At 67.6% G+C, this 25,954-nt stretch carries 23 protein-coding genes; 12 read left to right on the plus strand and 11 right to left on the minus strand.

The features are described from left to right. Positions 1-276: 276 nt before the first annotated feature. From ACTJJK_RS16915 to rph, 10 genes are all read right to left on the minus strand, one after another. On the minus strand, positions 277-666 hold the full coding sequence (locus ACTJJK_RS16915) for a hypothetical protein (protein WP_440730773.1): 390 nt from the start codon (positions 664-666) through the stop codon (positions 277-279). Next, entirely contained in the window at positions 666-986 is a 321-nt protein-coding gene (locus tag ACTJJK_RS16920; protein ID WP_440730774.1) for a low molecular weight protein tyrosine phosphatase family protein, read from the minus strand. The genes ACTJJK_RS16915 and ACTJJK_RS16920 overlap by 1 nt, the downstream gene beginning before the upstream one ends. A 7-nt stretch (positions 987-993) precedes the next feature. Then, a complete protein-coding gene (gene pepQ / locus ACTJJK_RS16925; protein ID WP_440730775.1) occupies positions 994-2,364 on the minus strand; it encodes a Xaa-Pro dipeptidase in 1,371 nt (456 codons plus the stop codon). Positions 2,365-2,524: 160 nt separating this feature from the next. Then, positions 2,525-2,875 (minus strand): PilZ domain-containing protein, encoded by a 351-nt coding sequence (locus ACTJJK_RS16930; RefSeq protein WP_031372655.1) that lies wholly within the window; start codon positions 2,873-2,875, stop codon positions 2,525-2,527. A 10-nt stretch (positions 2,876-2,885) separates the two neighbouring features. After that, positions 2,886-5,177, minus strand: a complete 2,292-nt coding sequence (locus tag ACTJJK_RS16935; protein WP_051885116.1) for a DUF1631 family protein — start codon at positions 5,175-5,177, stop codon at positions 2,886-2,888. 254 nt (positions 5,178-5,431) lie between these two features. Beyond that, positions 5,432-6,607, minus strand: coding sequence for a radical SAM family heme chaperone HemW (gene hemW, locus ACTJJK_RS16940; RefSeq protein WP_081930990.1), 1,176 nt, complete (start codon positions 6,605-6,607; stop codon positions 5,432-5,434). Between the two features lie 53 nt (positions 6,608-6,660). Further along, positions 6,661-7,245 (minus strand): hypothetical protein, encoded by a 585-nt coding sequence (locus tag ACTJJK_RS16945; protein WP_152566272.1) that lies wholly within the window; start codon positions 7,243-7,245, stop codon positions 6,661-6,663. Further along, positions 7,242-7,838: an RdgB/HAM1 family non-canonical purine NTP pyrophosphatase gene (rdgB, locus tag ACTJJK_RS16950; protein ID WP_031372651.1), complete on the minus strand. Its 597-nt coding sequence runs from the start codon at positions 7,836-7,838 to the stop codon at positions 7,242-7,244. The genes ACTJJK_RS16945 and rdgB overlap by 4 nt, the downstream gene beginning before the upstream one ends. After that, the gene (locus ACTJJK_RS16955) at positions 7,835-8,227 is read right to left on the minus strand and encodes a VOC family protein (RefSeq protein WP_031372650.1); all 393 of its coding nucleotides are present in this window, start codon (positions 8,225-8,227) and stop codon (positions 7,835-7,837) included. The genes rdgB and ACTJJK_RS16955 overlap by 4 nt, the downstream gene beginning before the upstream one ends. A 740-nt stretch (positions 8,228-8,967) precedes the next feature. Then, complete coding sequence (gene rph / locus ACTJJK_RS16960) at positions 8,968-9,732, minus strand: ribonuclease PH (protein ID WP_051885115.1); 765 nt, start codon at positions 9,730-9,732, stop codon at positions 8,968-8,970. A gap of 69 nt (positions 9,733-9,801) precedes the next feature. Here rph and ACTJJK_RS16965 point away from each other — a divergent pair, with 69 nt between their 5' ends. The 5 genes from ACTJJK_RS16965 (at position 9,802) to ACTJJK_RS16985 (ending at position 15,052) form a co-directional block, all read left to right on the plus strand. After that, the gene (locus ACTJJK_RS16965; RefSeq protein ID WP_031372648.1) at positions 9,802-10,662 is read left to right on the plus strand and encodes a YicC/YloC family endoribonuclease; all 861 of its coding nucleotides are present in this window, start codon (positions 9,802-9,804) and stop codon (positions 10,660-10,662) included. 115 nt (positions 10,663-10,777) lie between these two features. Continuing rightward, positions 10,778-11,398 carry a guanylate kinase gene (gmk, locus tag ACTJJK_RS16970; RefSeq protein ID WP_031372647.1) on the plus strand — a complete coding sequence of 207 codons (621 nt, stop codon included), beginning with the start codon at positions 10,778-10,780 and terminating at the stop codon, positions 11,396-11,398. A 309-nt stretch (positions 11,399-11,707) separates the two neighbouring features. Then, positions 11,708-12,007, plus strand: coding sequence for a DNA-directed RNA polymerase subunit omega (gene rpoZ / locus ACTJJK_RS16975; protein ID WP_031372646.1), 300 nt, complete (start codon positions 11,708-11,710; stop codon positions 12,005-12,007). 328 nt (positions 12,008-12,335) lie between these two features. Then, a complete protein-coding gene (locus ACTJJK_RS16980) occupies positions 12,336-14,516 on the plus strand; it encodes a RelA/SpoT family protein (RefSeq protein WP_031372645.1) in 2,181 nt (726 codons plus the stop codon). Positions 14,517-14,668: 152 nt separating this feature from the next. Next, positions 14,669-15,052 (plus strand): RidA family protein, encoded by a 384-nt coding sequence (locus ACTJJK_RS16985; RefSeq protein ID WP_031372644.1) that lies wholly within the window; start codon positions 14,669-14,671, stop codon positions 15,050-15,052. Positions 15,053-15,286: 234 nt separating this feature from the next. On the opposite strand, the gene ACTJJK_RS16990 is transcribed toward ACTJJK_RS16985, so the two are convergent. Continuing rightward, positions 15,287-16,348 (minus strand): AraC family transcriptional regulator, encoded by a 1,062-nt coding sequence (locus ACTJJK_RS16990; protein WP_051885114.1) that lies wholly within the window; start codon positions 16,346-16,348, stop codon positions 15,287-15,289. 167 nt (positions 16,349-16,515) lie between these two features. Between ACTJJK_RS16990 and ACTJJK_RS16995 the strand changes: the two genes are divergently transcribed. The 7 genes from ACTJJK_RS16995 to ACTJJK_RS17025 all read left to right on the plus strand — a co-directional run bounded on the left by ACTJJK_RS16995 (position 16,516) and on the right by ACTJJK_RS17025 (position 25,933). After that, on the plus strand, positions 16,516-17,745 hold the full coding sequence (locus ACTJJK_RS16995; RefSeq protein WP_440730776.1) for a parallel beta-helix domain-containing protein: 1,230 nt from the start codon (positions 16,516-16,518) through the stop codon (positions 17,743-17,745). A gap of 18 nt (positions 17,746-17,763) precedes the next feature. Beyond that, positions 17,764-18,891, plus strand: a complete 1,128-nt coding sequence (locus ACTJJK_RS17000; RefSeq protein ID WP_440730777.1) for an SO2930 family diheme c-type cytochrome — start codon at positions 17,764-17,766, stop codon at positions 18,889-18,891. Between the two features lie 83 nt (positions 18,892-18,974). Then, positions 18,975-21,398, plus strand: coding sequence for a TonB-dependent receptor (locus tag ACTJJK_RS17005; RefSeq protein WP_440730778.1), 2,424 nt, complete (start codon positions 18,975-18,977; stop codon positions 21,396-21,398). A 180-nt stretch (positions 21,399-21,578) separates the two neighbouring features. Then, positions 21,579-23,696, plus strand: a complete 2,118-nt coding sequence (gene recG / locus ACTJJK_RS17010; RefSeq protein WP_440730779.1) for an ATP-dependent DNA helicase RecG — start codon at positions 21,579-21,581, stop codon at positions 23,694-23,696. 95 nt (positions 23,697-23,791) lie between these two features. Then, on the plus strand, positions 23,792-24,418 hold the full coding sequence (locus ACTJJK_RS17015) for a DUF4166 domain-containing protein (protein ID WP_440730780.1): 627 nt from the start codon (positions 23,792-23,794) through the stop codon (positions 24,416-24,418). Then, the gene (locus tag ACTJJK_RS17020; RefSeq protein WP_440730781.1) at positions 24,415-25,365 is read left to right on the plus strand and encodes a nucleoside hydrolase; all 951 of its coding nucleotides are present in this window, start codon (positions 24,415-24,417) and stop codon (positions 25,363-25,365) included. The genes ACTJJK_RS17015 and ACTJJK_RS17020 overlap by 4 nt, the downstream gene beginning before the upstream one ends. A 325-nt stretch (positions 25,366-25,690) precedes the next feature. Further along, on the plus strand, positions 25,691-25,933 hold the full coding sequence (locus ACTJJK_RS17025; protein ID WP_031372636.1) for a type B 50S ribosomal protein L31: 243 nt from the start codon (positions 25,691-25,693) through the stop codon (positions 25,931-25,933). The last annotated feature ends 21 nt before the right edge of the window (positions 25,934-25,954 follow it).

The raw sequence follows: 25,954 nt of genomic DNA on the forward strand, positions 1-25,954 counted from the left end.
TACCTTTCTTTTGTTGCTTATGACAAAAGAAAGTAACCCGCCGCTTTAGTGGCGGAAGCTCTTAGCGTTTGATCCTGATCTTGCTTGGTCGCTTCGAAGCGAGACCATGACAGCGCGGTCGCGGCTTGCGCCGCTCCTACTCTTTGAAGCGGCGACCACGGCGCCCTGATCTCGCGTCGCTTCCGACTGGAGCCCAGGGTAGGAGCGACGCAAGTCGCGACCACGTCCTGCCGGCCTCCGGCGCTCCCTTGAAGCAAGTGCAGAGCTTCCGTCCGCTCACGCGGCCGGGTTACTTTCTTTTGCTAAGCCCAAAAGTCCGTCTGGATTCCCTTCGGTCAAAGGTAACCAAAGAAAAGGGCTCTCCTTGCAAGGGCACAGGCCACGAGTGCGATGCCGGCGCCGGGATTTTCCGATAAGACGTCCCTGTCTTATCGGAAAACGGCGCACGTCCTGTGCGCCGCCCTCCGGGTCTCCACTTGACCGGCAAAGCGGAGAAGCAGAAAAGCAGAAAAGCAGAAAAGCAGAAAAGCACAAAAGCACAAAAGCAGAAAAGCAGAAAAGCAGAAAAGCAGAAAAGCAGATCAAAATCTCGGCAACGGCAACGGCAACGGCAACGGCAACGGCAACGGCAACGGCAACGGGGCGCCGGGCCGGCAGCACACTCATCACAAATGCCGCGGCACCCGCGCCCGCAACAAGGCGACCAATTCCGGCGCCATGTACTCGTACTCGTCCGGAATATCCAGACAAACCACGCGCTTGCCGCGCAGCTGCGCCCGGAACTTGCGCTGCAGCTTGCTGCGCTGAGCCTTTTCCATCACGAAGATCAGCTCGGCCCACTCGACCTGTTCGGCGCCGAGCGGCTGCTCGGCGTCGTGATTGAGGCCGGCCGAGGCGACGTCGAGGCCGTCGCGCGCGGCGAATACCTGTTCGGCGGTCGGGCTGCGCAGTTTGTTCTGGCTGCAGACGAACAGGATGCGCCGCACGCGGGGGTCAGGCCGCTTCCGCGAAGCCGTCGCGGGTCAGGTTGACCGGCGCGGCGTCGGTGCAGACCACGTCGTCTTCGATGCGGATGCCGCCGAAGGGGCGGAACTGTTCGATGCGGTCCCAGTCGACGCTGCCGGCGTGTTCGCCCTGCTTGAGGCCGTCGAGCAACAAGTCGACGAAGTACAGGCCGGGTTCGATCGTCACCGCCATGCCGGCTTCGAGCACGCGGGTCATGCGCAGGTAGGGATGGCCGGAGGGCTTGTCGATGCGGCCGCCGCGGTCGGAGGCGGCGAAGCCGGCGACCTCGTGCACCTGCAGGCCGATGCCGTGGCCGATGCCGTGCGGGAAGAACACGCCGCTGACGCCGGTCGCCACCGCCGCTTCCGGCGAGACCTTGAGCACGCCGACGTCTTTGAGGATGCCGGCCAGGGCCAGGTGGGCGTCGAGGTGGATGCGTTTGTAGTCGGTACCGGCGCGGACCTGGTCGCACATCGTCCGCTGCGCGGCGTCGACGGCGTCGATCAGGGCCTGGAATTCGCCGCCGCCGTCGCTGGCGTAGGTGCGGGTGATGTCGCAGGCGTAGCCGTGGTGGCTGGCGCCGGCGTCGATCAGGAAGCTGCGCGATTGCGCCGGGGCTTCGCGATCGAGTTCCATGTAGTGCAGCACCGCGCCGTTCTGGTTGAGGGCAACGATGTTGCCGTAGGGCAGTTCGTTGGCGTCCTGGCGCGCGGCGCCGCAATAGGCGAGGTGGATGTCGAACTCGCTCTTGCCGGCGCGGAACGCGGCCTCGGCGGCGCGATGCGCGCGCACGCCCTTGCGCGTGGCTTCGCGCATCATCGCCACTTCGTACGGGGTCTTGTAGGCGCGGTGGTATTCGAGATAGTCGATGACCGCCGGCGGATTGTTCGGCACGAAGGCGCGGTCGCTGCCGGCGCCGAGCGCGCTCTGCGCTTCGCCGAGAATCGCGCAGCGGGCCGGGTCCTTGGGCAGGTGGGCCAGCGCTTGCTCGGGCTGGCGGATCACGATCACCTCGAAGTGATCGACCCACCAGCCGTTCGGCGCCTGCGGCACGACGTGCCAGTAGTCGAAGGGCTGCAGATAGATCAGCTTGGGCTTATGACCCGGCGTCGCTACCAGCCAACTGCCGGGGTTGCGGGTCAGCGGCACCCAGGCCTTGAACTGCGGGTTCACCGCATAGGGGTAATCGCGATCGTCGAAGACCTGGTAGTGCAAGGTGCCGCTCGGCACCACCAGGTGATCGAACCCGCCGCGTTCCAGCGCCTGCTCGCAGCGGCGCTGCAATTCGGCGAAGTGCTGCCGGTACAGGGCGTGGGTGTCGAGGGCGGACTGATCGGCGGTGCGGGCGGAAGCGTTCATTGCGGGCCTGGCCTGGAGGAAACCGGCCCATTTTGCCGTAATTCGCCGGGGCAGGATTTGCGCCGGCGGGGGGGCAGTACCTTCGCTTCGGCCCTCTCGCCTTGCATGGCCCACGCTCGCCGCAGGCGCGACAGGGAGAACAGCCTGGTGCGGGAACCGCTTACTCGTAGCTGCCGCCGGGCAGGTCCAGCCACTGGCGCAGGTGCTGCATGCCGTCTTCGGGCATGGCGATGAAACGGAAGCCGGTCCAGGTCTGGCCGGGCACGCTGGCGCGATCCTGCCACAGCAGGTGCGCGCCGACTTCGATCGGCGAGGTGTGCTGGGGGGCGTCGCGCAGGTTGAAGCGCAGTTGGTACAGCGCGTCGTCGACCAGCGGCGTGTTGGCGATCAGCATCATCCCGGTCTCGGACAAATTGCCCAGATGGCCGATCACGGTCTCGGTCATGGTGTCGACGACCTGCACCGTTTCGGCGAGTCGGCGACGACGGGTGCGGCGGAATTCTTCGTTCATAGGCCTGCTCTCATGCACCGGCCGGATCGGCCGGGCGTTTGCCGCCGAAACCGCGCAGCACGTCGAGCGCGGCATGCCAGGCGCGATCGACCAGGCGGCTGCGTTCTTCGACGACCACCCGCGCCTGGCCGCGCGCCATCATCCGGGCGAGGCTGTCCAGCGACTGTTCGCCGGCGCGCTGGCCGCGTTGATTGACGAACAAGGCGTTGTCGGTGACCGGGCTGAACCACGACAGGCGCCGACGCACTGCGTCGCCTTGTTGGTTCTGCACGAACTCGAACCAGGTGCCGAACGGCAGGCTGCGGATCTGTTCCCAACAGCGTTGTTCGTCGTCGTTGCGCGCGGGCAGGGTCGAGCGGGCCGGGCCTGCGTCTTCGCCGAGGCGGCTGCGCGAACGCAGTTTCATCGCAAGTTCGGTGCGCGAGGCGGCGTCGTCTTCGTGCGCGGGGCCGACCGTGAGCTGGCGCGAAATCGCGCGGGCGTCGTCGCCGTGATAGCCCACCTGGGTCAACGCGTGTTCGATGTCGGCGTCGAGCCCGCAGGGCATCGGCGCATCGGCGCCGGTGAGGTTGGCCGAGACGATCTGACGTGTCGTTTCCAACTGCCGCTGCCAGGCTTCGGACTCTTCGCCGTGGCGCAGCAGGGTCAGGGTGAGCACGTCGGCCCAGGCCTGGTTGAGCAGAGCCTGGACGAAGCGCGGCAGGCGCTGCTCGGCGGTGTGCTGCTCGATCGCCTCGCTGGCCAGGCGCTTGGCCATCTCGAGCTTTTCTTTGCCGCGCGCGGCCTCGACGTGACGCCGTTCGGAAACTTCGGCCTTGCGCGCGAGGTTCTGCAACTGTTCCTGCAGCCGCAGGTTGGCGGTATCGAACACGTCGGCGCCGGTGTCGTAGTGCTCGACCACGTGGTCGACGGCCTGGCGCAGCGGCTCGTGCAACTGCGGGTCGACGTCTTCGCTCGGCGTCCAGCGCGCGCCGGCTTCGGCGACCGTGTTGAGCAACTGCAGCGCCGGATGCTCGGTTTGCTCGAGCAGGCTGCGGTCCCGCAGCGCGGCGTTCAGTAAGGGCGCCTGCAGGCGGTTGAGCAGGGTCGAGATGGTCGCGTCGCCGCGCAGGCGCTGCTCGATCTCGTCATAGAGCATGTCGAGCAGATCGAACACGTCGCCGTCGTCGCGCGACAATGTGGCGACCGTGCCCGGCGGAGGCTCGCTGTGTTCCAGCAGCGACTGGCGCAGCTCGGCGATCTTGCGCAGCGGCTGCGGGCCGCGCGGCAGTTCGTCCTTGAGCCGGTTCAGCACCGACAACACTTCGGCGGTATCCATGGCCGCGCCCGGCACGGCGATGCCGCCGCGCGGACGCAGCTTGTCGACCAGTTCGCGGCGTTCGCCGAGCCATTGCTGCAGGGTCGCGAAATCGGTTGCGTCCGGTGCCCGCGCCACCGTTTGCTGGCCGGGCCAGGCGGTGTGCGGACGCTCGTCGCCGGGCCGCGCCGAGGGCGACGGCCCCGCCTGCGGACCGTGGTTCTTGTCGGGCGCCGGTTCGCGCCGCGGGGCGTCGACGGCCGCGGCTTCGCCCTGGGGCGTGGCGTTGGGGCGCGCGCGCAGCGGCACGAACGACAGGCCCGGCAGCACGTTTTCGCGTGCGAGCAGGGCGTTCATGGCCTCGACCATCTGCGCGTAGCCCAGCATCACCTGCTGGTCGAATACGCGGAACAGATCCAGGCGCGACTCCTGGCCGATCTGCAGGGGCAGGCAGACGTCGGCGAAGATCCGGATCAGGCGGTGCGGGCCGACCGGCAGGCGTTCGGCATCGAAGGCCGGCGCGCCGGCGAGCACGCCGAAGCGCTGGCCGAGCAGCAACAGGCCGAGGCCGGCGCGCGATTCGTGGCGGCTGGCGATGCTGCGCAGCACCGTGTTCTCGTCGATCTCGCTGTCGTCGACCAGGCGCAACTCGCTGAAATTGGGCACGACCGTCGCTTGCGAACGCGGCGCGACCGGCTGGCGCACACGGGTCAGCGCGGTTTCCAGCGCGACCAGATAGCGCGGGATCAAGTCGGCGCGGCGCAGTCGGACCAGGCGCAGGGTTTCCAGATAGCCCGATTGCAGGCTCGGATTGCGGGCCTGGTCGGCCTGGCGGAACAGCTGCTGCTCGAACTCGGCGAGCATCCGTTCCAGTTGCGGCGCGGTTTCGTCGGAGATCAGGGCGTACAACTGCTCCAGCAATCGGCGCACGCGACGAGGCAGCGCGGCCGTGGCCAGGGTGGCCCGCGGCAGCGAGGCGTCCAGAGGATCAAACGTGGCGGACATGTGGATTCGGTACTGACGACCTCAAGATATAACCACGCCTCCCCGGCGCTCGCCAACTCGAAACGGTCCGACGACGACCGCGCGTGGGCGTGCAGCCGACAGGAGGCGGCCAATGGCACTAACGCGAACGACCCGCACGGGCGGCCATAGGCGAGTGTCCACCGGGGCCGGTCGCGGGCTTGTGAGGCCCGGCATCTGCCGCGGCCCCCGGTTTGCGAGCGGCGCAAGCCGCTCAGTCGGCCATCGAGCGGCCCTCAGTCGGGCAGGAACAGCGCCACCACGTCGTTGGTGAAGCGGCGCCCCAGCTCGGTCGGACGAACCCGGTCGCCGTTTTGTTCCAGCCAGCCGGCGTCGAAGGCGGCCTGCAGTTGCGTGGCGATGGCGGCGCGGGCCAGGCCGGTGCGGGCCTCGTAGTCGGCCAGCGAGAAACCCTCGACCAGGCGCAGCACATTGAGCATGTACTCGAACGGCCGCCGCTCCGGCGCGATGCGGTCGTCGCCGCCGATCCCGGCTTCGGTGCCGGCCTTGGCCAGGTATTCGGTCGGGTGCTTGTGCTTCCAGCGCCGCAGGATGGCCTGCTCGGCGCCGAGGGTGATCTTGCCGTGGGCGCCGGCGCCGATGCCGAGGTAGTCGCCGTAGCGCCAATAATTGAGGTTGTGCGCGCAACGGCGCTGCGGCCGCGCATAGGCGCTGACCTCGTAATGCTCGTAGCCGCGCGCGGCGATCAAGGCCTGGCAGTGCTCCTGGATGTCCCAGGCGCTGTCCTCGTCGGGGATGCCCTGCGGCGGCCGCGCCGCGAACACGGTATTGGGTTCCAGAGTCAGCTGGTAATGCGAGAGGTGGGCCGGGTCGAGGGCGAAGGCCCGCTCCAGGTCGCGCTCGGCCATCGCCAGGGTCTGGCCGGGCAGGGCGTACATCAGGTCGAGGTTGAGGTTGTCGAAACCGGCGTCCTGCGCCAGCTTGACCGCAGCCTCGGCCTCCTGGCTGTCGTGGATGCGGCCCAGGCGCTGCAGGCAGCCGTCGTCGAAGCTCTGGATGCCGAAGCTGAGCCGATTCACCCCGGCGGCGCGATAGAGCTCGAAACGGCCGTGCTCGGCGGTGCCGGGGTTGGTTTCAAGAGTGATTTCGCAACCCGGCGCGAAGCGCAGGCGGGCGCTGGCGCCCTGCAGAAAGCGGTCGATGAACTCGGGCGGGAACAGGCTCGGGGTGCCGCCGCCGAAGAACACGCTGTGCACCGGCCGGCCCCAGACCAAGGGCAGGTCGTGCTCCAGGTCGGCCAGCAGGGCGTCGACGTAGGCGTCGTAGGGCAGGGCGCTGCCCTTGCCGCCCTTGTATTCGTGCGAGTTGAAATCGCAGTACGGGCATTTGCGCACGCACCAGGGCAGGTGGACGTACAGCGACAACGGCGGGGTGGTCAGGGTATCGCTCAAACAGCGCTCGACCGGACCCGAGGGCCCGGAAACAGTCGGAAGGGGCCGACAGCTTACCGGTCGCGCGTCGCGCCGTAGCGGGTGACGGCGAGCAGGGCGCGCAGATTGGCGTCGATGGCCACGTCCGGGCGGGCCTGGACGACCAGCCGCATGATCGTGGCCAGGGGCTCGGCGCTGCCGTCGCCGGAGGTTTCGCCGTCGAAAATGCTGGCGGTGTTCCAGCGCCGGTGCGGGGCCGGGGACAGGCGCAGTTCCAGGGTCGAGGTCAGGCGCAGGCGCCCGTCCTTGGCCCGGTGCAGGGACATGCCCACCACCTCGCCCGGGGCGAAGCGGCGGGTGCGATGGGCGGTGGTGATGTTGGCGTAGCCGATGGTGTGGCCGGGGCTGGCCTGCAGGCTGACCCGTTGGATGGCGGCCAGGGCGACCAGCCCGACCAGGGTCGCCAGCAGCCACAGCGCCAGCTCGATCTCCGAGCTGAAGCTGTTGGTCTGGTGGGTGCCGGCGCTGAGGCCGTCCTGGCGGATCCAGATCGCGATCGGCATCGCCAGCAGGTACAGCACGGCCACCGACAGCACGGTGTGGCCGCCGGTGCGAAAGGCGCGTCGGGGCGGAGCGGCGGCGCGCATCATCCGGTTCACCTGGCGACCTCCGGCAGGCGCTCGCGCAGCGCCGCCAGGGCGCGGGCGCGGTGGCTGACACGGTTCTTGAGGGCATCGTCGATCTCGCCGGCGGACACGTCGTACTCGGTGTCGTAGAACACCGGCTGGTAGCCGAAACCGCGTTCGCCCTGGCGTTGGTGCAGGATGCGGCCGTGCCAGATGCCTTCGGCGATGACCGGGCGCGGGTCGCCGGCATGGCGCAGCAGCACGATCACCGCATAGAAGTGCGCGCCGCGCTGGGCGTCCGGCACGTCCTTGAGGGCGGCGAGCAGTTTGTCGATATTGGCCTGGGCATCGCCGTGCTGGCCGGCGTAGCGGGCCGAGTACAGGCCGGGGGCGCCGCCGAGCGCGTCGACGCAGATGCCGGAATCGTCGGCCAGCGCCGGCAGCCCGGTGACCGCGGCCGCATGACGGGCCTTGAGCAGCGCATTCTCGACGAACGTACTGCCGGTTTCCTCGATGTCCTCGACCCCCAGATCCGTTTGCGCCACCAGTTCGATGCCGGTGTCGCCGAGCAGGTCGCGCAGTTCCGCCAGCTTCCCGGCGTTGCTGCTGGCCAGCACTAATCTCATGCTTTCAGTTCCAGCAAATCCCAGCGATTACCGTACAGGTCTTCGAACACGGCGACCGTGCCGTAGGTCTCGACGCGCGGAGTTTCCATGAAGCGCACGCCGTGCCCGACCATCGCCGCGTGGTCGCGCCAGAAGTCGTCGGTGTGCAGGAAAAAACCGACCCGGCCGCCGGTCTGGTTGCCGATGCGCGAGCCTTGTTCCTCGCCGACGGCCTGGGCCAGCAACAGCGCGGTCTGGGCGCCGCCGGCGGGCGCGACCCGGACCCAGCGTTTGCCGCCGCCCTGGTCGACGTCCTCGAGCAGGACGAACCCCAGTGCCTGGGTGTAGTAAGCGATGGCTTCGTCGTAATCGGCGACGACGAGGGCGATGCTGCCGATGCTGCGATTCATGGCGGACCTTGCTGAGGGGCCGTCGCCATCGCCTTCGGTAGGAGGGCGGGCGAAGCCGGCCGAATGGAGGGGAGGGAGGACGCGACGGTCCGGCAGAAAGCACATTCCCTGGCCGTCGCGATGATGCGCGTGCCCGAGCGTGTCGCCATCGAGCCCGCTGCAGATTGGCACGCCGCCGCCGTTATACGAAGCCCGGCTTCGTGCATCCGTGAAGGGTTTCGTGGTTCTGGTGGCATGCTCGTGCTTGAACTGCATGTACGGCGACGCGATGCGCGTCGAGCGTACGCGTAGCGTTCAGTTCGATGCTGCGGGTGTGTCTTCAGCGCTGCGCGTATATCGCGTGTTGATTCGTTGGATATCGATCAAGCGCATTGCGCCTGATGCGCGACGGGTAGCGCACAGTCTTTGCCCGTGCGGTGCGGTGCGGTGCGGTGCGCGGTCGTGGCGTGCATTCGTCGGCAATCGCCATCGCCGGAGAAGGTCGGCACTCGTCTCGATCGGTGCCCACGCTCGGCGCGACCGCCGAAAGTCAGGGGAAATCCGATGGTTTTCGGCTTTCGCCGCGAGCGCAAGACCGGCGCGGATGCCGCGAGCGGATGGGTGCAGGAAGGGCTCGCAGTGCTGTCCCGTCGCGCCGGAACGACGGGCGTGTCGCAGCGAGAGGCCAGCACGCGAGCGGAAGAGCGAAACGATGACAGCGGCTTCGAGTCCGCATCGGGACTCGAAGCCGTTCGCGGCGATCAGACCGCCAGCGCCTCGCGCTGCTTGAGGATCAGCTCGGCGATGCCGGCTTCGGCCAGGGCCAGCAAGCCGTCGAGCTCTTCGCGGCGGAAGGCGTGGCCTTCGGCGGTGCCCTGCAGCTCGATGAAACCGCCGCCGTCGTTCATGACCACGTTCATGTCGGTGTCGCAATCGCTGTCTTCTGCGTAATCCAGATCCAGCACCGGCACGCCGCGGTAGACGCCGACCGAGACCGCGGCGACCGCGCCGAAAATCGGGTCGCGGGCGATCTCGCGGCGCGACTGCAGCCAGCGCACCGCGTCGACCAGGGCCACGTAGGCGCCGGTGATGGCCGCGGTGCGGGTGCCGCCGTCGGCCTGCAGGACGTCGCAGTCCAGGGTGATGGTGCGCTCGCCGAGCGCCTTGCGGTCGATGCAGGCGCGCAAGGCGCGGCCGATCAGGCGCTGGATTTCCAGGGTGCGGCCGCCTTGCTTGCCGCGTGCGGCCTCGCGATCGCTGCGGGTGTGGGTCGCGCGCGGCAACATGCCGTATTCGGCCGTAACCCAGCCTTCGCCCTTGCCGCGCAGGAACGAGGGCACCTTGTTTTCGACGCTGGCGGTGCACAGCACCCGGGTCTCGCCGAAGCTGACCAGCACCGAGCCCTCGGCGTGGCGGGTGAAGCTGCGCTCGATGCGGACTTCGCGCATTTGGCCCGCGGTACGGCCGCTGGGACGGGCGAGGGGGCCGGTCGGGGCCTCGTTGGGGGCGGCGTTGGGACCGGTCATGGGCGCGAAGTTACCGTTTTGATGGCCGGCGAGTTTACCATTCGCTCCCTGTAGGCTTGGGATTCGCGAATGATTCGCAGCATGACTGCCTTCGCCAGCGGCGAACGCGTGACACCCTGGGGCACGCTCGGCTGCGAGTTGCGCTCGGTCAACCATCGTTTCCTCGAGCTCGGGGTGCGCCTGGCCGACGAGCTGCGCGTGCTCGAACCGGCCCTGCGCGAGCGCATTTCCGCGCGCATCAGCCGCGGCAAGCTCGACCTGACCCTGCGCCTGCGCGCGCCGGAAGGCGGCGACGCGCTGCAGCTCAACCCGACCCGGCTGCGCGAACTCAGCGATCTGGCGATCGACCTGTCGGCACGGTTCCCGGCGCTGCGCACCGAATTCACCGATCTGCTGCAGTTCCCCGGCGTGCTGCAGGCGCCGAGCACCGATCCGGCCGAATTGCAGGCTGCGGCGCTGGCGCTGCTGGACAGCGTGCTCGACGAATTCGTCGCCGCGCGCGAACGCGAAGGCGGCAAGCTCGCGACCGTCATCGGCGAGCGTGTCGACGGCATCGCCGCGATCGCCGCCGAGGTGCGTACGCTGATGCCGGCGATCCGCACCGGCCAGCGCGCCAAGCTCGAGGCGCGGCTCGCCGATCTGGCCCAGCCGGCCGACAACGGCCGCGTCGAGCAGGAGCTCGTGCTGTGGCTGCAGAAGCTCGATGTCGACGAAGAACTCGACCGTCTCGATTCGCACGTGGTCGAAGCGCGGCGCGTGCTCAAGCTGCGCGAAGCGGTCGGCCGCCGCCTCGATTTCCTGCTCCAGGAATTCAATCGCGAAGCCAACACCCTGGGTTCCAAGTCGGTCGACGCGCGCAGTTCGGCGGCCGCGGTCGAACTCAAGGTGCTGATCGACCAGGTCCGCGAGCAGATCCAGAACATCGAATAACCGGGATTGGGGATTCGGGATTCGGGATTCGCACAGCGCATCCCGGGTTACCGGGTTCCCGTCTCGGCGAAACCGCTGTACCCATCCCGAATCTCGAATCACGAATCACTGCCTAATGCGCGGAACCCTTTACATCGTCGCGGCCCCGTCCGGGGCCGGAAAATCCAGCATCGTCAACGCCGTGCTGGCGCGCGATCCCAACATCCGCCTGTCGATCTCGTTCACCTCGCGCCAGCCGCGTCCGGGCGAGCGCCACGCCGAGCACTACCACTTCGTCAGCGCGCAGGAATTCGAGGCGATGGTCGAGGCCGGCGATTTCTTCGAATACGCCCGCGTCCACGGCGACTGGAAAGGCTCGGCGCGCCAGTCGGTCGAGCCCTTCCTGGCCGCCGGCAAGGACGTGCTGCTGGAAATCGACTGGCAGGGCGCGCGCCAGGTCCGGTCCAAGGTGCCGGATGCGGTCAGCGTGTTCATCCTGCCGCCGTCGCGGCAGGCGCTGGAGTCGCGGATGCGCACGCGCGGCCAGGACAGCGAGGCGACGATCCGCCAGCGCCTGGACGCCGCACGCGAGGAAATGTCGCATTACGGCGAGTTCGACTACGTCATCGTCAACGAAGTGTTCGACACCGCGGTCGAGGAAATGTGCGCGATCTTCCTGGCCAGCCGCTTGCGTCGCGAACCGCAGGTCGCCCGCCATTCCCGCCTGATCACCGCGTTGCTGGCCGAGGAGGGCTGAGGGCCGGGAATCGGGAATCGGGAGTCGGAGTCCGGAGTCGGCGCTCGGAATCGAACCCCGGCGAGACTCGCGTCCCTCCAAGCCCGCCGCCTCCGCCTTTCCCCCCTTTGAAAAAGGGGGGCAGGGGGGATTTGCTCTTGGCCGTTCCCATCCCCCGTGCAAAGCCATCGTCACGAACCCCGATCCCGCCCGTATCTGTCTGATTCATAAGAGCTTGGTGCAGGAAACCTTGCCCCGGCCCGGCAAGCGGTCTAAACTCCCCGGTCCCCAACCGCTTGTAAAGACGGCCCACCGGCCGCCAGGAGCCCCATGGCCCGCATTACCGTCGAAGATTGCCTGGAAGTGGTCGATAACCGCTTCGAACTCGTCATGTTGGCCGCCAAGCGTGCGCGTCAGCTGGCCAACGGCGTCGAGCCGCAGCTGGACAACAGCGAAGCCAACGACAAGCCCACCGTGCTGGCACTGCGCGAAATCGCCGCGCGCCAGATCAACCCCGAATACATCGATGCGGTCGAAAAGGCCGAGCGCGAGCGCAAAGAGCGCGAAGCCCTGGAATGGGCCGCCGCCGAAGTGGTCGCCGACGACGATCTGTCGAAGAGCGACGACTGAGTGCATCCGGCCCCGCGCTCCGGCGCGGGGAGTCGATTGCGGCCCCGNCCGCTACGTTTACGGCTCCGCCCAGGCGGGGCCGTTTTCGTTTGTGCCGCCGCCGCGGGACGCTCGACGCCGTGCGCCTGGCCGCGCCGGCCGCGAGCGCGATCACGCGCCAGCCGCGGTATTCGCCGCCTTCCGACTGCGACCGTTGGCGCATTCCTGAACGAATGTCTCGTCCTTGCGCCGCAATCGGGGCCCGCCGCTTGCCTGCGCTGCCTGCGTGCCGCACCCAATATCAATGGATGCGTTGCACCTTGAGCCATCGCCCGCGTAAATTTCCGTTATGACCCCTGCCGAGCCCGCGCTGAGCACCTATCCCGCCGTTCTGGACGACACGGAGCTGCCGGACTATGTGCGCGAGCTCGAACTGGCCGCGCACTACCTGCCCGAAGCGCAACGCCTGCAACTGCGTCGCGCCTGGTCGGTCGGCGCCGCCGCGCACGTGGGCCAGACCCGCAAGTCGGGCGAGCCCTACATCACTCACCCGGTCGCGGTCGCCAAGGTGCTGGCCGAGCAGGGGCTGGACGTCGAGACCTTGGTCGCGGCGATCCTGCACGACACCATCGAAGACACGCCGCTGACCCGCGAATGCCTGGCGACCGAATTCGGGCCGACCGTGGCCGAACTCGTCGACGGCGTCACCAAGCTCGACAAGCTGCAGTTCCGCGATCGCCAGGAAGCGGCGGCCGAGAGCTTCCGCAAGATGCTGCTGGCGATGGCGCGCGACCTGCGCGTGATCCTGATCAAGCTCGCCGACCGCCTGCACAACATGCGAACGCTCGGCGCGCAGAGCGCCGAGGCGCGCGAGCGCATCGCCCGCGAGACGCTGGAGATCTACGCGCCGATCGCCCAGCGCCTGGGCATGAATTTGATCAAGGCCGAGCTGCAGGACCTGGGTTTCCGCGCCCTGCATCCCTGGCGTCATGCGGTCATCGAAAAACGCATCCGCACCCAGCCGGTGGTGCGGCGCGAGTCGCTGGTCCAGATCGAAGCGCACCTGGCCCAGCGCCTGGCGAAGGAGAAGCTTCAACACCGCTTGATCAGCCGGGTGAAATCGCCGTGGAGCATCTACATGAAGATGCACCACGAGCATAAGAGCTTCAACCAGGTCATGGACGTGTTCGGTTTCCGCGTCGTCGTGCGCAGCGTGCCGGACTGTTACCACGCCCTCGGCGTGGTGCATTCGGCCTACAAACCGCTGGATGCGCGCTTCCGCGATTTCATCGCCATCCCCAAGGCCAACGGTTACCAGTCGCTGCACACGGTGTTGTTCGGCCCCTACGGCTCGCCCGTGGAAGTGCAGATCCGCACCGAGGACATGGACCTGATCGCCGAGCGCGGCATCGCCGCGCACTGGTCGTACAAACACGGCGGCGAAGGCCCGAACAGCGCGCAGTCGCGTGCGCACAGCTGGATCGCCAGCCTGGTCGAGTCGCAGCGTTCGACCGGCTCGTCGCTGGAATTCCTCGAAAACGTCAAGGTCGACCTGTTCCCGGACGAGGTCTACCTGTTCACGCCGAAGGGCGACATCATGTCGCTGCCGCGCAATTCGACCGCGCTGGATTTCGCCTACGCGGTGCATACCGACGTCGGCAATCGCGCGGTCGCCGCGCGCGTCGACGGCAAGCTGGTGCCGTTGCGCACCAAGCTGGCCAGCGGCCAGCGCGTGGAGATCATCACCGCCAAGTCGTCGACGCCGAAGCCGCAGTGGTTGGAGTTCGTCGTCTCGGGCAAGGCGCGCACCTCGATCCGCCAGCAGCTCAAGCAGCTCGAACACGAGGATGCGGTCCAGCTCGGCCACCGCATGCTCGACCGCGCGCTGGAAGTGCTGGAGACCTCGCTGGACCGCACTCCGGCGCTGCGCCTGGAAAGCTATCTCGCCGAGTATCGCTATCCGCGCCTGGAGGCCTTGTTGGCCGATATCGCCCTGGGCAACCGCATGCCGAACCAGGTCGCCCTGGCGCTGGCGCGCGAAGTGCCGGGCAAGACCCGCGGCCGCGCGATCGACCGCCCGCGGCTGCCCGAGGACAAGATCCTGATCACCGGCGCCGAGCGCGGCGTGATCAGTTTCGCCAACTGTTGCCTGCCGTTGCCGGGCGACGAAATCATGGGCTACCACACCGCCGGCAAGGGCATCGTGGTCCATCGCCTGGACTGCCCGAACGTCGCCGACTACCGCAAGTCGCCCGATCGCTGGGTCGCGATCGGTTGGGACCGCCAGGTGTCCGGCGACTTCGCCGCCGCCTTGCGCATCGAAGTCGACAACCGCCCCGGCTCGCTGGCCCAGGTCGCCGCGGCGATCGCCGAGGCCGAATCCAACATCGACCGCGTCGAATACCTGGAGCGCGACGCCAACATCGCGATCATGCGTTTCGCCATCGAAGTCAGCGATCGTCGCCATCTGGCCGACGTCATGCGCCGCGTGCGCAGGCTGGCGGTGGTGCTGGGCGTGCAGCGGATGTGAGCGGCGGCGGGGGCCGCCGCCGGGAATGGGGAATCGAGAATAGGGAATCGCAGAGCTTGGCCGGACCGCCTCGTTTTTACGATTCCCGACTCCCTATTCCCGATTCCCGGCCTTAATATCCCGACTCCCCATTCCCGATTCCCGGCCCCCAAATGTCTCGCGAAATCATCCATACCGATCAAGCTCCGGCCGCCATCGGCCCGTACTCGCAGGCCGTGCGCGTCGGCGATACGGTCTATCTGTCCGGCCAGATCCCGCTCGACCCAGCCAGCGGCCTGGTCATCGAGGGCGACATCGAAGCCCAGGCGCATCGCGCGTTCCGCAATCTGCAGGCGGTCTGCGAAGCCGCGGGCGGCTCGCTCGCCGACATCGCCCGCCTGGGCCTGTTCCTCACCGACCTCGGCGCGTTCGGCAAGGTCAACGCGGTGATGGGCGAGTACTTCAACCCGCCGTATCCGGCGCGCTCGACCGTCGAAGTGTCGGCACTGCCGCGCGGCGTGGCGTTCGAAGTCGATGCGGTGATGGTGCTGCGCTAAACCGCGGCGCCCGGTGTTTCCAGCAACGGCCGCCCCGTCACGAGGCGGCCGTTTGCGTTTGCGCCGGCATGGTCAGGGCATGAACTCCAGAGTAGGAGCTGCGCGAGCTGCGATCGCGAATCCGCAATAGCGACGAGCCTTGACCGGGCGACGCAAGCTCGCAAATCATCGCCCCGATTCCCGATTCCCGATTCCCGATTCCCGATTCCCGATTCCCGATTCCCGAGCCAAGCCCTACCTGCGCTCGCGCGCAATCTCGGCCAACAATCGTTCGCGCAGCGCGCGCGGGGTTTCGCCGGTGAGGCGCTTGAAGGCGCGGCGGAAATCGCGCGGGTCCTTGTAGCCGATGGCGGCGCCGACGCTGGCGATGGTGAGATTGCGTTCGCGCAGCAGCGCATAGGCGAGGTCGATGCGCAGACGGTCGTGGATCTCGTGGAAGCTGGTGCCTTCGCCGGTCAGTTGCCGGCGCAGGGTGCGCTCGCTGACGTGCAATTGCGCGGCGATGCCGGCGAGCTTGGGGTCCTGCGGCAATTGCGCGCGCAGCAGGCGTTCGACCGCGGCGGTGACCTCGCCGGGCACCGCGCCTTCCGGCATCTGCGCCTCGCACAGGGCCAGCACCTGGCGCGAGGCGATCGGGTTGTGGGTCGGCAGCGGCGCCGCCAGCCATTGCGCGTCGAGCACCAGCCGGTTCTGCGGTTGTTCGAACGCGACCGGGCAGTCGAACACGTCGCGATAGTGAGAGGCGTAGTCCGGCGCGGGATAACTGAACTCGATGCGCAAGGGCCGCAGGCCTTCGCCGACCAAGCCGCGGGCGAGGGCGAGGCAACTGCTGAAGAACTCCTCGCAGACGAAACGGTGGATCGAGGGATAGGTCAGGGTCATTTGCCCGGCCAGGGCGACCGTGCCGGATTCCGAGGCGCTTTCGACGAAACGCATCAGGCTGCCGACCACCGGAGTGAAGCGCAGGCCGATCTGCAGGGCCTCGCCGAAGGTCGCCGCGGTCGTCATCGCCAGGCCGAGCAGGCCGAAGTTGCCGACATGCTGGCTGCGGCCGATGTCCAGGCCGATGGTGTCGGGCAGCACGCGCAGGGCGCGGTCGATCACGATCGCGGTCGGCCGGTTGGGCAGGCGCACGCCCGGGTCGCTGACCTGGGCGCGGCTCAGGCCGGTGCCGGCGAACCAATCGTCGCTGGGCGCGCCGATCCGGTCCGCGGTCTCGAGCAAGCCCCACAGCAGGTTCGGCGACATCAAGGCGATGTCGGATTTGGCGCTGTCCTGGTCGGATGGCTGACGCATCGCCCCTCACGATCGTGGCCGCACGGTTGACCGCTAATGCCCCCTTAGTGTGCCGCATTCGCCCTCACGCGCGCTCACATCGGCGGCGGAGACTCGTCGCATAGCCACGAGGGACGCCCAACGCGAGCATTCGCGCCGCGCCCCGGTCGCCAATCACGGGGAGATCCATGAGCAAACAGATTCCGGCGTTCGCCCTTGCCGTCGCCGCGGCCCTGACCGCCGGCTGCGGTCCCGAGCAGCCCCGGCACACCGCGACCGCGCAGGTCGCCGCCGGCGACGCCGCCTTCGCCGAGAGCTTTCGCACCCGTCTGCTCGACGCCAAGCCGGGCGAGGTGATCGAGGTGCCTGCCGGGCGCTACACCTTCGACCGCAGCCTGACCCTGCGCGTGGACGGCGTGACCATCCGCGGCGCCGGGCCGGACAAGTCGGTGCTGAGTTTCAAGGGCCAGAAGGCCGGCGCCGAAGGCCTGCTGGTCAACGCCAGCCAGTTCACCATCGAGAATCTGGCGATCGAGGACAGCAAGGGCGACGGCCTCAAGATCAACGAGGCGCAGGACATCACCATCCGCAACGTGCGGGTCGAGTGGACCGGCGGGCCGAGCACCAAGAACGGCGCCTACGGTCTGTACCCGGTCAAGACCCGCAACGTGCTGATCGAGAACTCGGTGGCCATCGGCGCTTCCGATGCCGGCATCTACGTCGGCCAGTCGCGCGACGTGATCGTGCGCAACAGCCGCGCCGAGTTCAACGTCGCCGGCATCGAGATCGAAAACACGATCAACGCCGACGTTTACGACAACGTCGCCACCAACAACACCGGCGGCATCCTGGTGTTCAACATGCCGGCGCTGTCGCAGCAGGGCGGGGCGATCCGCGTGTTCAAGAACAAGGTGTTCAAGAACAACACCGCCAACTTCGGCGCCAAGGGCACGCCGGTGGCCAGCGTGCCGGCCGGCAGCGGCATGGTGGTGAATTCCAACGACGACGTCGAGATTTTCGACAACGACATCAGCGACAACGCCACCACCAACATCATCGTCTCCAGCGTGTATTCGACCGGTTACAAGGACGACAAGGCGGCGAAAGACTTCGATCCCTATCCGGAGCGGATCTCGATCTACGGCAATCGCCTGTCCGGCGGCGGCGACTCGCCCGACGGTTTCGACCTCAAGGCCCTGAAGACGGCGATCTACGGCCTCAGCGGCCGCTTCCCCGACGTGCTGTGGGACGGGTATGCGAACAAGGCGCTCAAGGACGGGCCGCAGATCTGCATCCGCGACGTCTCCGGCGTGATCAACGCCGATGGTCCCGGCGGCTACAAGAGCCCGAGCCAAGACCTCAAGTCCTACGCCTGCACCCTGCCGAAGCTGCCGGCGATCGACCTCAAGCGCGGTTGATCGATGCGCAGGACGATGATGCGCTCGGTCGTTGCCGTATGGCTGTCGATGCTGCTGGCCGGATGCGCGCGCGAGTCGGCGCCGGCGCCGGTGCATTTCTTCGCCGACGGCCAGCCGCCGACCCTGGCCGAATGGAACCTGGTGCGCGTCGCCGACGGCCGCTTGAAGCTCAATGCCGGGGTCGTGCCCTACGACTTGAACACGCCGCTGTTCTCCGACTACGCGCACAAGCTGCGCACGGTATGGATGCCGAAGGGCCAGGCCGCGCAGTACCGGGCCGACGAGGCCTTCGATTTCCCGGTCGGAACCATCTTCAGCAAGACCTTCTACTACCCACGCAGCCAGGCCGGCGGCGATGCGGTGCTGCGCAGCGCCGACGATGGCCCGGACTTGCGCGGCGGCGGCCTGGCCTTGAACCAGGTTCGATTGATCGAGACCCGTCTGTTGATACGGCGCGAGGACGGCTGGGTTGCCTTGCCTTATGTTTGGAACGCCGAACAGACCGAGGCCAGGTTGATGCGCAGCGGCGCCTTGATTTCGCTGAGTCTGGTCGCGGCCGACGGCCAACGCGAAGCGGCCGAATACCAAGTGCCGGACCAGAACCAATGCGCCGGCTGCCACGGCGTCGACATGAAGAGCAAGGCGCTGCAGCCGATCGGGCCGAAGGCACGCCATCTCAATCGCGACTTCGCCTACGACGATGGGCTGAGCAATCAGATCGCGCGCTGGACTCGCACCGGCTATCTGCACGGCGCGCCCACCGCGGCTGCCGCGCCGCGCGATGCGAACTGGCGCGACGCCAAGGCGGGACTGGACGCGCGTGCGCGTGCCTACCTAGACATCAATTGCGGCCATTGCCACAGCCCGAAAGGGCCGGGCAATACCTCGGGACTGTGGCTCGATGCGGCGACCCAAGAGCCCATGCGGCTGGGTCGCTGCAAGCTGCCGATCGCCGCCGGCAAGGGCACCGGCGATTTCCGCCACGACATCGTGCCGGGCAAGCCCGATCAATCGATCCTGCTCTATCGCATGCGCAGCGACGATCCTTCGGTGATGATGCCGGAGCTGGGTCGCAGTGTCGTGCACACCGAAGGGGTAAGACTGATCCGCGACTGGATCGCCGCGCAACAGGGGCAGTGCGGCTGATACCTGCGGGTCGGGGAAGGCAGGGAGGGGAACGCGCCGCCGTGCGCGTTCGTGTCTACGACGAACGAGAGGGGAGCTTTCCGATGCCGTTGCGCAAACACCGTTTGGTCACCGCGACCACCGCCGCACTCGCCGCGCTTTGCGGCGGCGCCTTCGCCCTGGCCGCGCCGGTCGCCTACGCCCAGGAGGCGGCGCCGAAGGAGCTGGAGAAGATCACCGTCACCGCGCAGAGCCGCGAGCAGGAACTGCAGGACGTGCCGATCGCGCTGCAGGTGGTGACCGACGAGCTCATCGACGACATCGCCGCGCAGGACATGGGCGACCTGGACAGCTTCGTGCCGGGCCTGGTGGTCGACAGCCAGCAGCCGACCCAGCCGGGCTTCCAGTTGCGCGGCATCAGCACCGACGACTTCGGCATAGGCACCGATCCGGCCGTCGGCGTGTACGTCGACGGTGTGTATGCCGGGCGTGGCGGCGGCGTGCTGTTGCCGTTCACCGATGTCGAGCGCATCGAAGTGCTGAAGGGGCCGCAGGGCACCCTGTTCGGCCGCAACACCGCCGCCGGCGCGGTCTCGATCATCACCCGCAAGCCCGACTTCAGCGCCACCGAGGTCAAGGCGCGTTTGCGCTTGGGCAGCGACGGCAAGCAATACGTCGACGGCATGCTCAACCTGCCGACCGGCGAGCATTCGGCGTTCCGCTTCAATGCCCTGGTCAATCACGCCGATGGTTGGATTCAGGACGCGGTGACCGGCGAAGACCTCGGCCCGGAAAACAACTGGGCGACGCGCGCGGCCTTCAAGACCCGCTTCGGCGAGCGCACCAGTGCGTTGCTGAGCTGGGACCACGAAAGCCTGGACCAGAACGGCCAGGTCACCACCGGCATCGTCGCCTTGCCGCCCGCGCCGGGCTTGCCGACTCTGCCGGTCGACGAATCGGCTTACCTCGACCCGCGCAAGATCCCGACGGCGGTCGACATCGAGGGCAACGAAGAGTCGCGGCGTTTCGACGGCGTCACCCTGATCGTCGACCACGGTTTCGACTGGGGCGGCTTCACCTCGACCACCTCGTGGCGCGACTACGACTCGGTCAACCGGGTCGAAGAAGACGGCACCAACCGCAAGTATCTGTACGTCGATTCGACCAACACCGAGAGCAACCGCAGCTTCTATCAGGAGTTCAAGTTCAGCGGCAGCACCGACACGCTCGACTGGATCGCCGGCGCCAGCTATTTCGACGAGAAGGCCCGGCAGACCAGCGAGGTCAATGCGCTGACCGATTCGGTCGACACCATCGTGCGCAACCTCGGTCTGGCGCCGACTCCGGACGGGCGTCTGTTCGGTTTCTTCGACGACCTACTGCAGGCCAACGGTATTCCCCTGACCCTGCTCGGCCACCGCTGGAACGAGACTTTCCACAACACCCTCGATACCAAGGCCTATGCGGTGTTCGGCGACGTGATCTGGCACGCGACCGACAAGCTCAACCTGACCGTCGGCCTGCGCTACACCCGCGACGAGAAGAAGTTCTCGTGGTTGAACACGCCGCGTACCGCACCGGCCCTCGACGCGACCTTGAACCAATTGCAGGCCTTCGGCTTCTTCGACATGGTCGGCCTGCCGCGCGAGGCCTTCGTGTTCGACGTCGCCTTCATCGACCCGCCGGCGATGCTCAACAAGGGCGTGCTCAACCGCACCTCGAACAGTTGGAGCGATTTCAGCCCGCGTTTCGTTGTCGACTACCACTTCAGCGACGACACCATGGTGTTCGCTTCGCTGGCCAAGGGCTACAAGGCCGGCGGCTTCAACTCGCTGCAGATCGGCAGCAGCTTCGAGAACGAAGACGTGTGGAACTTCGAGACCGGCATCAAGCAGGTCTTCCCCGAGCAGCGCGTGCAGCTCAACGCGTCGGCTTACTACTATGTCTACGACAATCGCCAGGCGGTGCGGCTGGACAGCAGCACCGACATTCCGCGTTTCGTCGTCGATACCTCGGACCTGGAAGCCTACGGCCTCGACCTCGACCTGCGCTGGCAGGCCACCGATAACTTCGGCCTCGACTTCAACGCCGGTTTCATCGATTCGACCTACAAGAACTACGTGACCTCCGACGGCATCGACGCCAGCGGCGATCCCACCGGCCTGCCGTACTGGTCGATGGCCGGCGGCGCGCATTACGTCTGGAACCTCGGCGCGCACGGCGACCTGCGCTTCTCCCTGCGCCATGCCTATCGCGGCAAGGTCCGTTGCAGCGAAGAGTCGCAGGCGCAGAACCGCTGCGGCGTCAGCCCCGCCTTGAACCTCGGCGAGGCGCAGAACCGCACCGACCTGCGCGTGGGCTGGACCTCGCCGCAGGGGCGCTGGGGCCTGGCCGCCTACGGCAATAATCTGTTCGACAATCAGTACATCAACGCGCTCGGCACCTACGGCAAGAACGTGCTCGGCACGGTCGGCGCGCGGGTCAGCGAACCGCGCAGCTACGGCGTGGAGTTCAGCGCGAGGTTCTGAGGCCGGGCCGGTCGTTTCGTTGTTCCGTCGCTCCCGCTTCGGCGGGATCACGGCAGAATCCAGCCTCGACGGCGGCAGCGGTTTCGTTCGCCGCCGCGATGCATCGGGGTTCATGCTTAAGACCCGGCACAGGGACGCGCCGGGGTTTAGCTTTGCGGCCGTTCCCGGCATGCTTATGCGATGCCGAGCCGTCAGGACGGGCCCTCCGTCGATCTCCACACACAGCCGTTGCCGCGGATGCCCGGGGTGGGGCCGCGTGTGGCCGAGAAGCTTGCCGCGCGCGGCCTGACCACGCTGCAGGATTTCTGGCTGCAACTGCCGCGGCAATACGAAGACCGCACCCAGATCACCCCGATCCGGCTGCTCCAGCCCGGCGTCGCCGCCCAGGTCGAAGGTCGGGTCGAGGCGGTCGACCGCGGCTTTCGTTACCGACCGATGCTGCGCGTTGCGGTCGGCGACGATTCGCGCTCGGTGCTGGTGCTGCGCTTCTTCCATTTTCGCGCCGCCCAGGTCGTGCAGTTCCGCATCGGCGCGCGGGTGCGCCTGTACGGCACACCTAAGCCGGGCCAGCACGGGCTCGAAATCGTTCATCCCAGCTATCGCGTGCTCGACGACGAGGGCGAGGTCGCGCTGGGCGAACAACTCGACCCGGTCTATCCGGCGATCGAAGGCATCGGCCCGGCGACCTTGCGCCGCCTGATCGGCTACGCCCTCGACCGCCTGCCCGACGATGCCTCGCTGGAGCTGCTGCCGCGCGAGCTGCGCGAGCGCCTGCAACTGCCGACCTTGCGCGAAGCGCTGCTGACCGTGCACCGGCCGGCGGTCGACGCCGACGTGGCCGCCTTGATCGCCGGCCGCCACCCGGCGCAGCGCCGGCTCGCACTCGAAGAATTGCTCGCCCACCACCTCAGCCTGCGCCGCCAGCGCATCAGCCAGCAGGCGCACAAGTCGCGCCCGCTCAAGCAGATGCCGCTGGCCGAGAAACTGCGCAAGGCGTTGCCGTTCAAACTCACCGGCGCGCAGCGGCGGGTGTTCGACGAGATCCGCGCCGACCTGGCCAAACCCTCGCCGATGCTGCGCCTGGTCCAGGGCGACGTCGGCAGCGGCAAGACCGTGGTCGCCGCGCTCGCGGCGATGCTGGCCGTGCAGCACGGCCGCCAGGCCGCGCTGATGGCGCCGACCGAATTGTTGGCCGAGCAGCACCTCAATAATCTGCGCCGCTGGCTCGAACCCTTGGGCGTGCGCGTGGCCTGGCTGGCCGGCAAGGTCACCGGCCGCGCACGCAAGGCGGTGCTCGAACAGGTGGCCAACGGCGAAGCGCAGGTGGTGGTCGGCACCCATGCGCTGATGCAGGAAGGCGTGGCGTTCCGCGACCTGGCCCTGGCTATCGTCGACGAGCAGCATCGCTTCGGCGTCCACCAGCGCCTGGCCTTGAGGGACAAAGGCGCCGGCGGCGCGGTCGGCGACGATGCGATCGTGCCGCACCAGTTGGTGATGACCGCGACCCCGATCCCGCGCACCCTGGCGATGACCGCCTACGCCGATCTCGACGTTTCGGCGATCGACGAACTGCCGCCCGGGCGCACGCCGGTGCAGACCGTCGCACTCGGCGAAGAGCGTCGGCCGGAACTGGTGCAGCGCATCCGCACCGCCTGCGCCGAAGGCCGGCAGGCGTACTGGGTCTGCACTTTGATCGACGATTCCGACGAGGTGATCGCCCAGGCGGCGCAGACCACGTTCGAGGAACTGTCGCAGCAGCTCGCGCCCTTGCGCGTGGGCCTCGTGCACGGGCGCATGAAGGCCAAGGAAAAGCAGGAAACGATGCGCGCGTTCAAGGAGGGCGAACTCGACCTGCTGGTTGCGACCACGGTGATCGAAGTCGGCGTCGACGTGCCCAACGCTTCGTTGATGATCATCGAAAACGCCGAGCGCCTCGGCCTGGCCCAGTTGCATCAGCTGCGCGGACGCGTCGGTCGCGGCAGCGCCGCGTCGAGCTGCGTGCTGCTGTATCGCTCGCCGCTGTCGGGTCTGGCGCGGCAGCGCCTGGACACCATGCGCAAGACCCACGACGGTTTCGTGATCGCCGAGAAGGATTTGGAACTGCGCGGCCCCGGCGAACTGCTGGGCACCCGCCAGACCGGCCTGGCCGGCTTCCGCGTCGCCGATCTGGCCCGCGATGCCGACCTGCTGCCGCTGGTGCAGGAATTGGGCGAGCGCCTGCTGAAGACCTCGCCGGAGCTGGCCGAACGCATCGTCTCGCGCTGGGTCGGCGGTGCGGCGAGATACGCTTCGGCCTGATCGTCGAGGGCTGTCTCGGCGGCGCCTGAGCGCCATCGCCAAGACCGCAAGCCGGGCACAATCGAACACTCCCCGCGACGGCAAACAATGGCATAGTGTCCCGCCAGCTGGAGCGCCCCACCCGGATGCCGGGAGCCCTTCAAAACGCGGTCACGCAATGGTTCAGCCCGGCTTTCGACCGGCTGCATCCCTTGCTGCAGGCGCTGCATCGCAGCGGCGGAACCCTGGGCGGGCAGGTCGCTCTTTCCACCGGAACCGGTCCGGCCGGGTACATCGGCCGCCGTCTCGCCCGACGCCTCGGCATTCCGATCGATCGCCCATATCGCGGCTTCCGGGTCGACATCGTCCATGACGCGCAGGCCATGCAGTGGCGCCGCCGTTTCGACGACGGCAGCGAACTGATCTCGGTGTTCCGTCCGGTCGGCCGTTATCCCGATGGCCATTGGCTGGAAAGCACCGGCCCGGCGCGGATGAAACTCGGTGTCGAACTCGAGGACGGCGGCTGGCGCTGGCGTTTGCGCGGCGTCGAAGTGCGCGGCGTGCCGCTGCCGCTGTTCCTGTTTCCGCGCACCGATGCCTACAAGCGCATCGAAGACGGCGAGCATTACCGCTTCGCCGTCGCTTTCTCCCTGTTTCCCTTCGGCGAGCTGTTGCGCTACGAAGGCGCGCTGCACGCTGTCCCGGCCGACGCGGCCGTTACCGACGAACGAGTGGCTTCATGACTGATCGCATTCCCCTGCTTATCGATACCGACCCCGGCGTGGACGACGCGCTGGCGCTGCTGATGGCGTTCAACGATCCGCGCCACGAACTGGTCGGACTGACCATCGCCGCCGGCAACGTCGGCCTCAAGCACACCGTCGCCAACGCGCTCAAGCTGTGCGAGGTGGCCGGCGTCGACGTGCCGGTGTTCGCCGGCGCCGATGCGCCCTTGCTGCATCCCTCGCCGGACGCGGGCTATGTGCACGGCCAGGACGGTTTCGGCGACGTCGGCTACGAAGCCGCCCAGCGCCAGGTCGAAGCCGAACATGCCGCGCTCGCGATCATCCGCCTGTCGCACGAACACGCCGGCAAGCTGTTGCTGGTGGCGTTGGGGCCGCTGACCAACGTCGCGCTGGCGCTCAAGCTCGATCCGACCCTGCCGCAGCGCATCGCGCGCCTGGTGGTGATGGGCGGCGCGGTGACCTGCCAGGGCAACATCACCCCGGCGGCGGAGTTCAACATCTACTTCGATCCGGAAGCGGCGCACATCGTGTTCGAAGCCTTCGAGCATATCGACCTGGCCGACTGGGAAGCGGTGATTGCCCACGGCCTGCATCACGAACGAGTGCTCACCTGGTTCCAGACCGATTCGGCGCGCGGCAAGTTCTACGAGCGCATTTCCGAGAAGACGCGGATGTGGTCGATCGACCGTCGCGGCGATCACTGGCATGCCGCCGACGCCCTGGCGATGGCGTTCGCGCTCGAACCCGACGGCGCCCAGGACGTGCAATCGCGGCCGGTCTCGATCGAACTCAAAGGCACCCACAGCCGCGGCGCGACCGTGGTCGACTGGCGTCGCCAGGAAGGCCGCCCCGACAAAGTCGCGATTCTCATGAAATATGATCACCAGCGCTTCGAAACCCTGATTCAGAAGGCACTGGCCGCACACCCTCGCAGAGGAGAGTAGGCGTACGGCGAAAGCAGCAGGAGCGCGGAAGGTCATCTCCCGGGCGTCGTAACCAGCGGAGGAGGAACGCGAAAGCTCATCTCCACCGCCCCAGCCCGGCGCAAGCCGGGAAGCAGGGGCCACCAGCGGGCGACGCCCCAAGCCTCGCCCGCGATCGCCGGCCAGGTGCCGCCGAATCAGGCAGGAAGCAGGGTAGGTCCAGCCCCCCCCCCACCTCATTCAGCCTCGCCGCCGCCGATTGGTTTTTCCGGCCAAATGGACTTGCACGCCCCCCAATCCGGCCGCTATACTGCCCGACTTTCCCGCATACCTAAGGTTGAGTGCCATGAAGGCAGGCATCCATCCCGAATACCGTAACGTCGTGTTCCAGGACGTCACCACCGACTTCCAGATCCTGACCCGTTCGACCCTGTCGAGCAAGGAAACGATCAAGCTCGACGGCACCGAGTATCCGCTGATCAAGGTCGACATCTCGTCGGCGTCGCACCCGTTCTATACGGGCAAGCACAAGATCATGGACACCAGCGGTCGCGTCGACAAGTTCCGCAAGCGTTACGCGCAGAAGTAATCGCGTCGCAATCGCTGTGCG

This window comes from Lysobacter sp. 22409 (assembly GCF_052045105.1).
GTDB classification, from domain to species: domain Bacteria; phylum Pseudomonadota; class Gammaproteobacteria; order Xanthomonadales; family Xanthomonadaceae; genus Lysobacter; species Lysobacter antibioticus_B.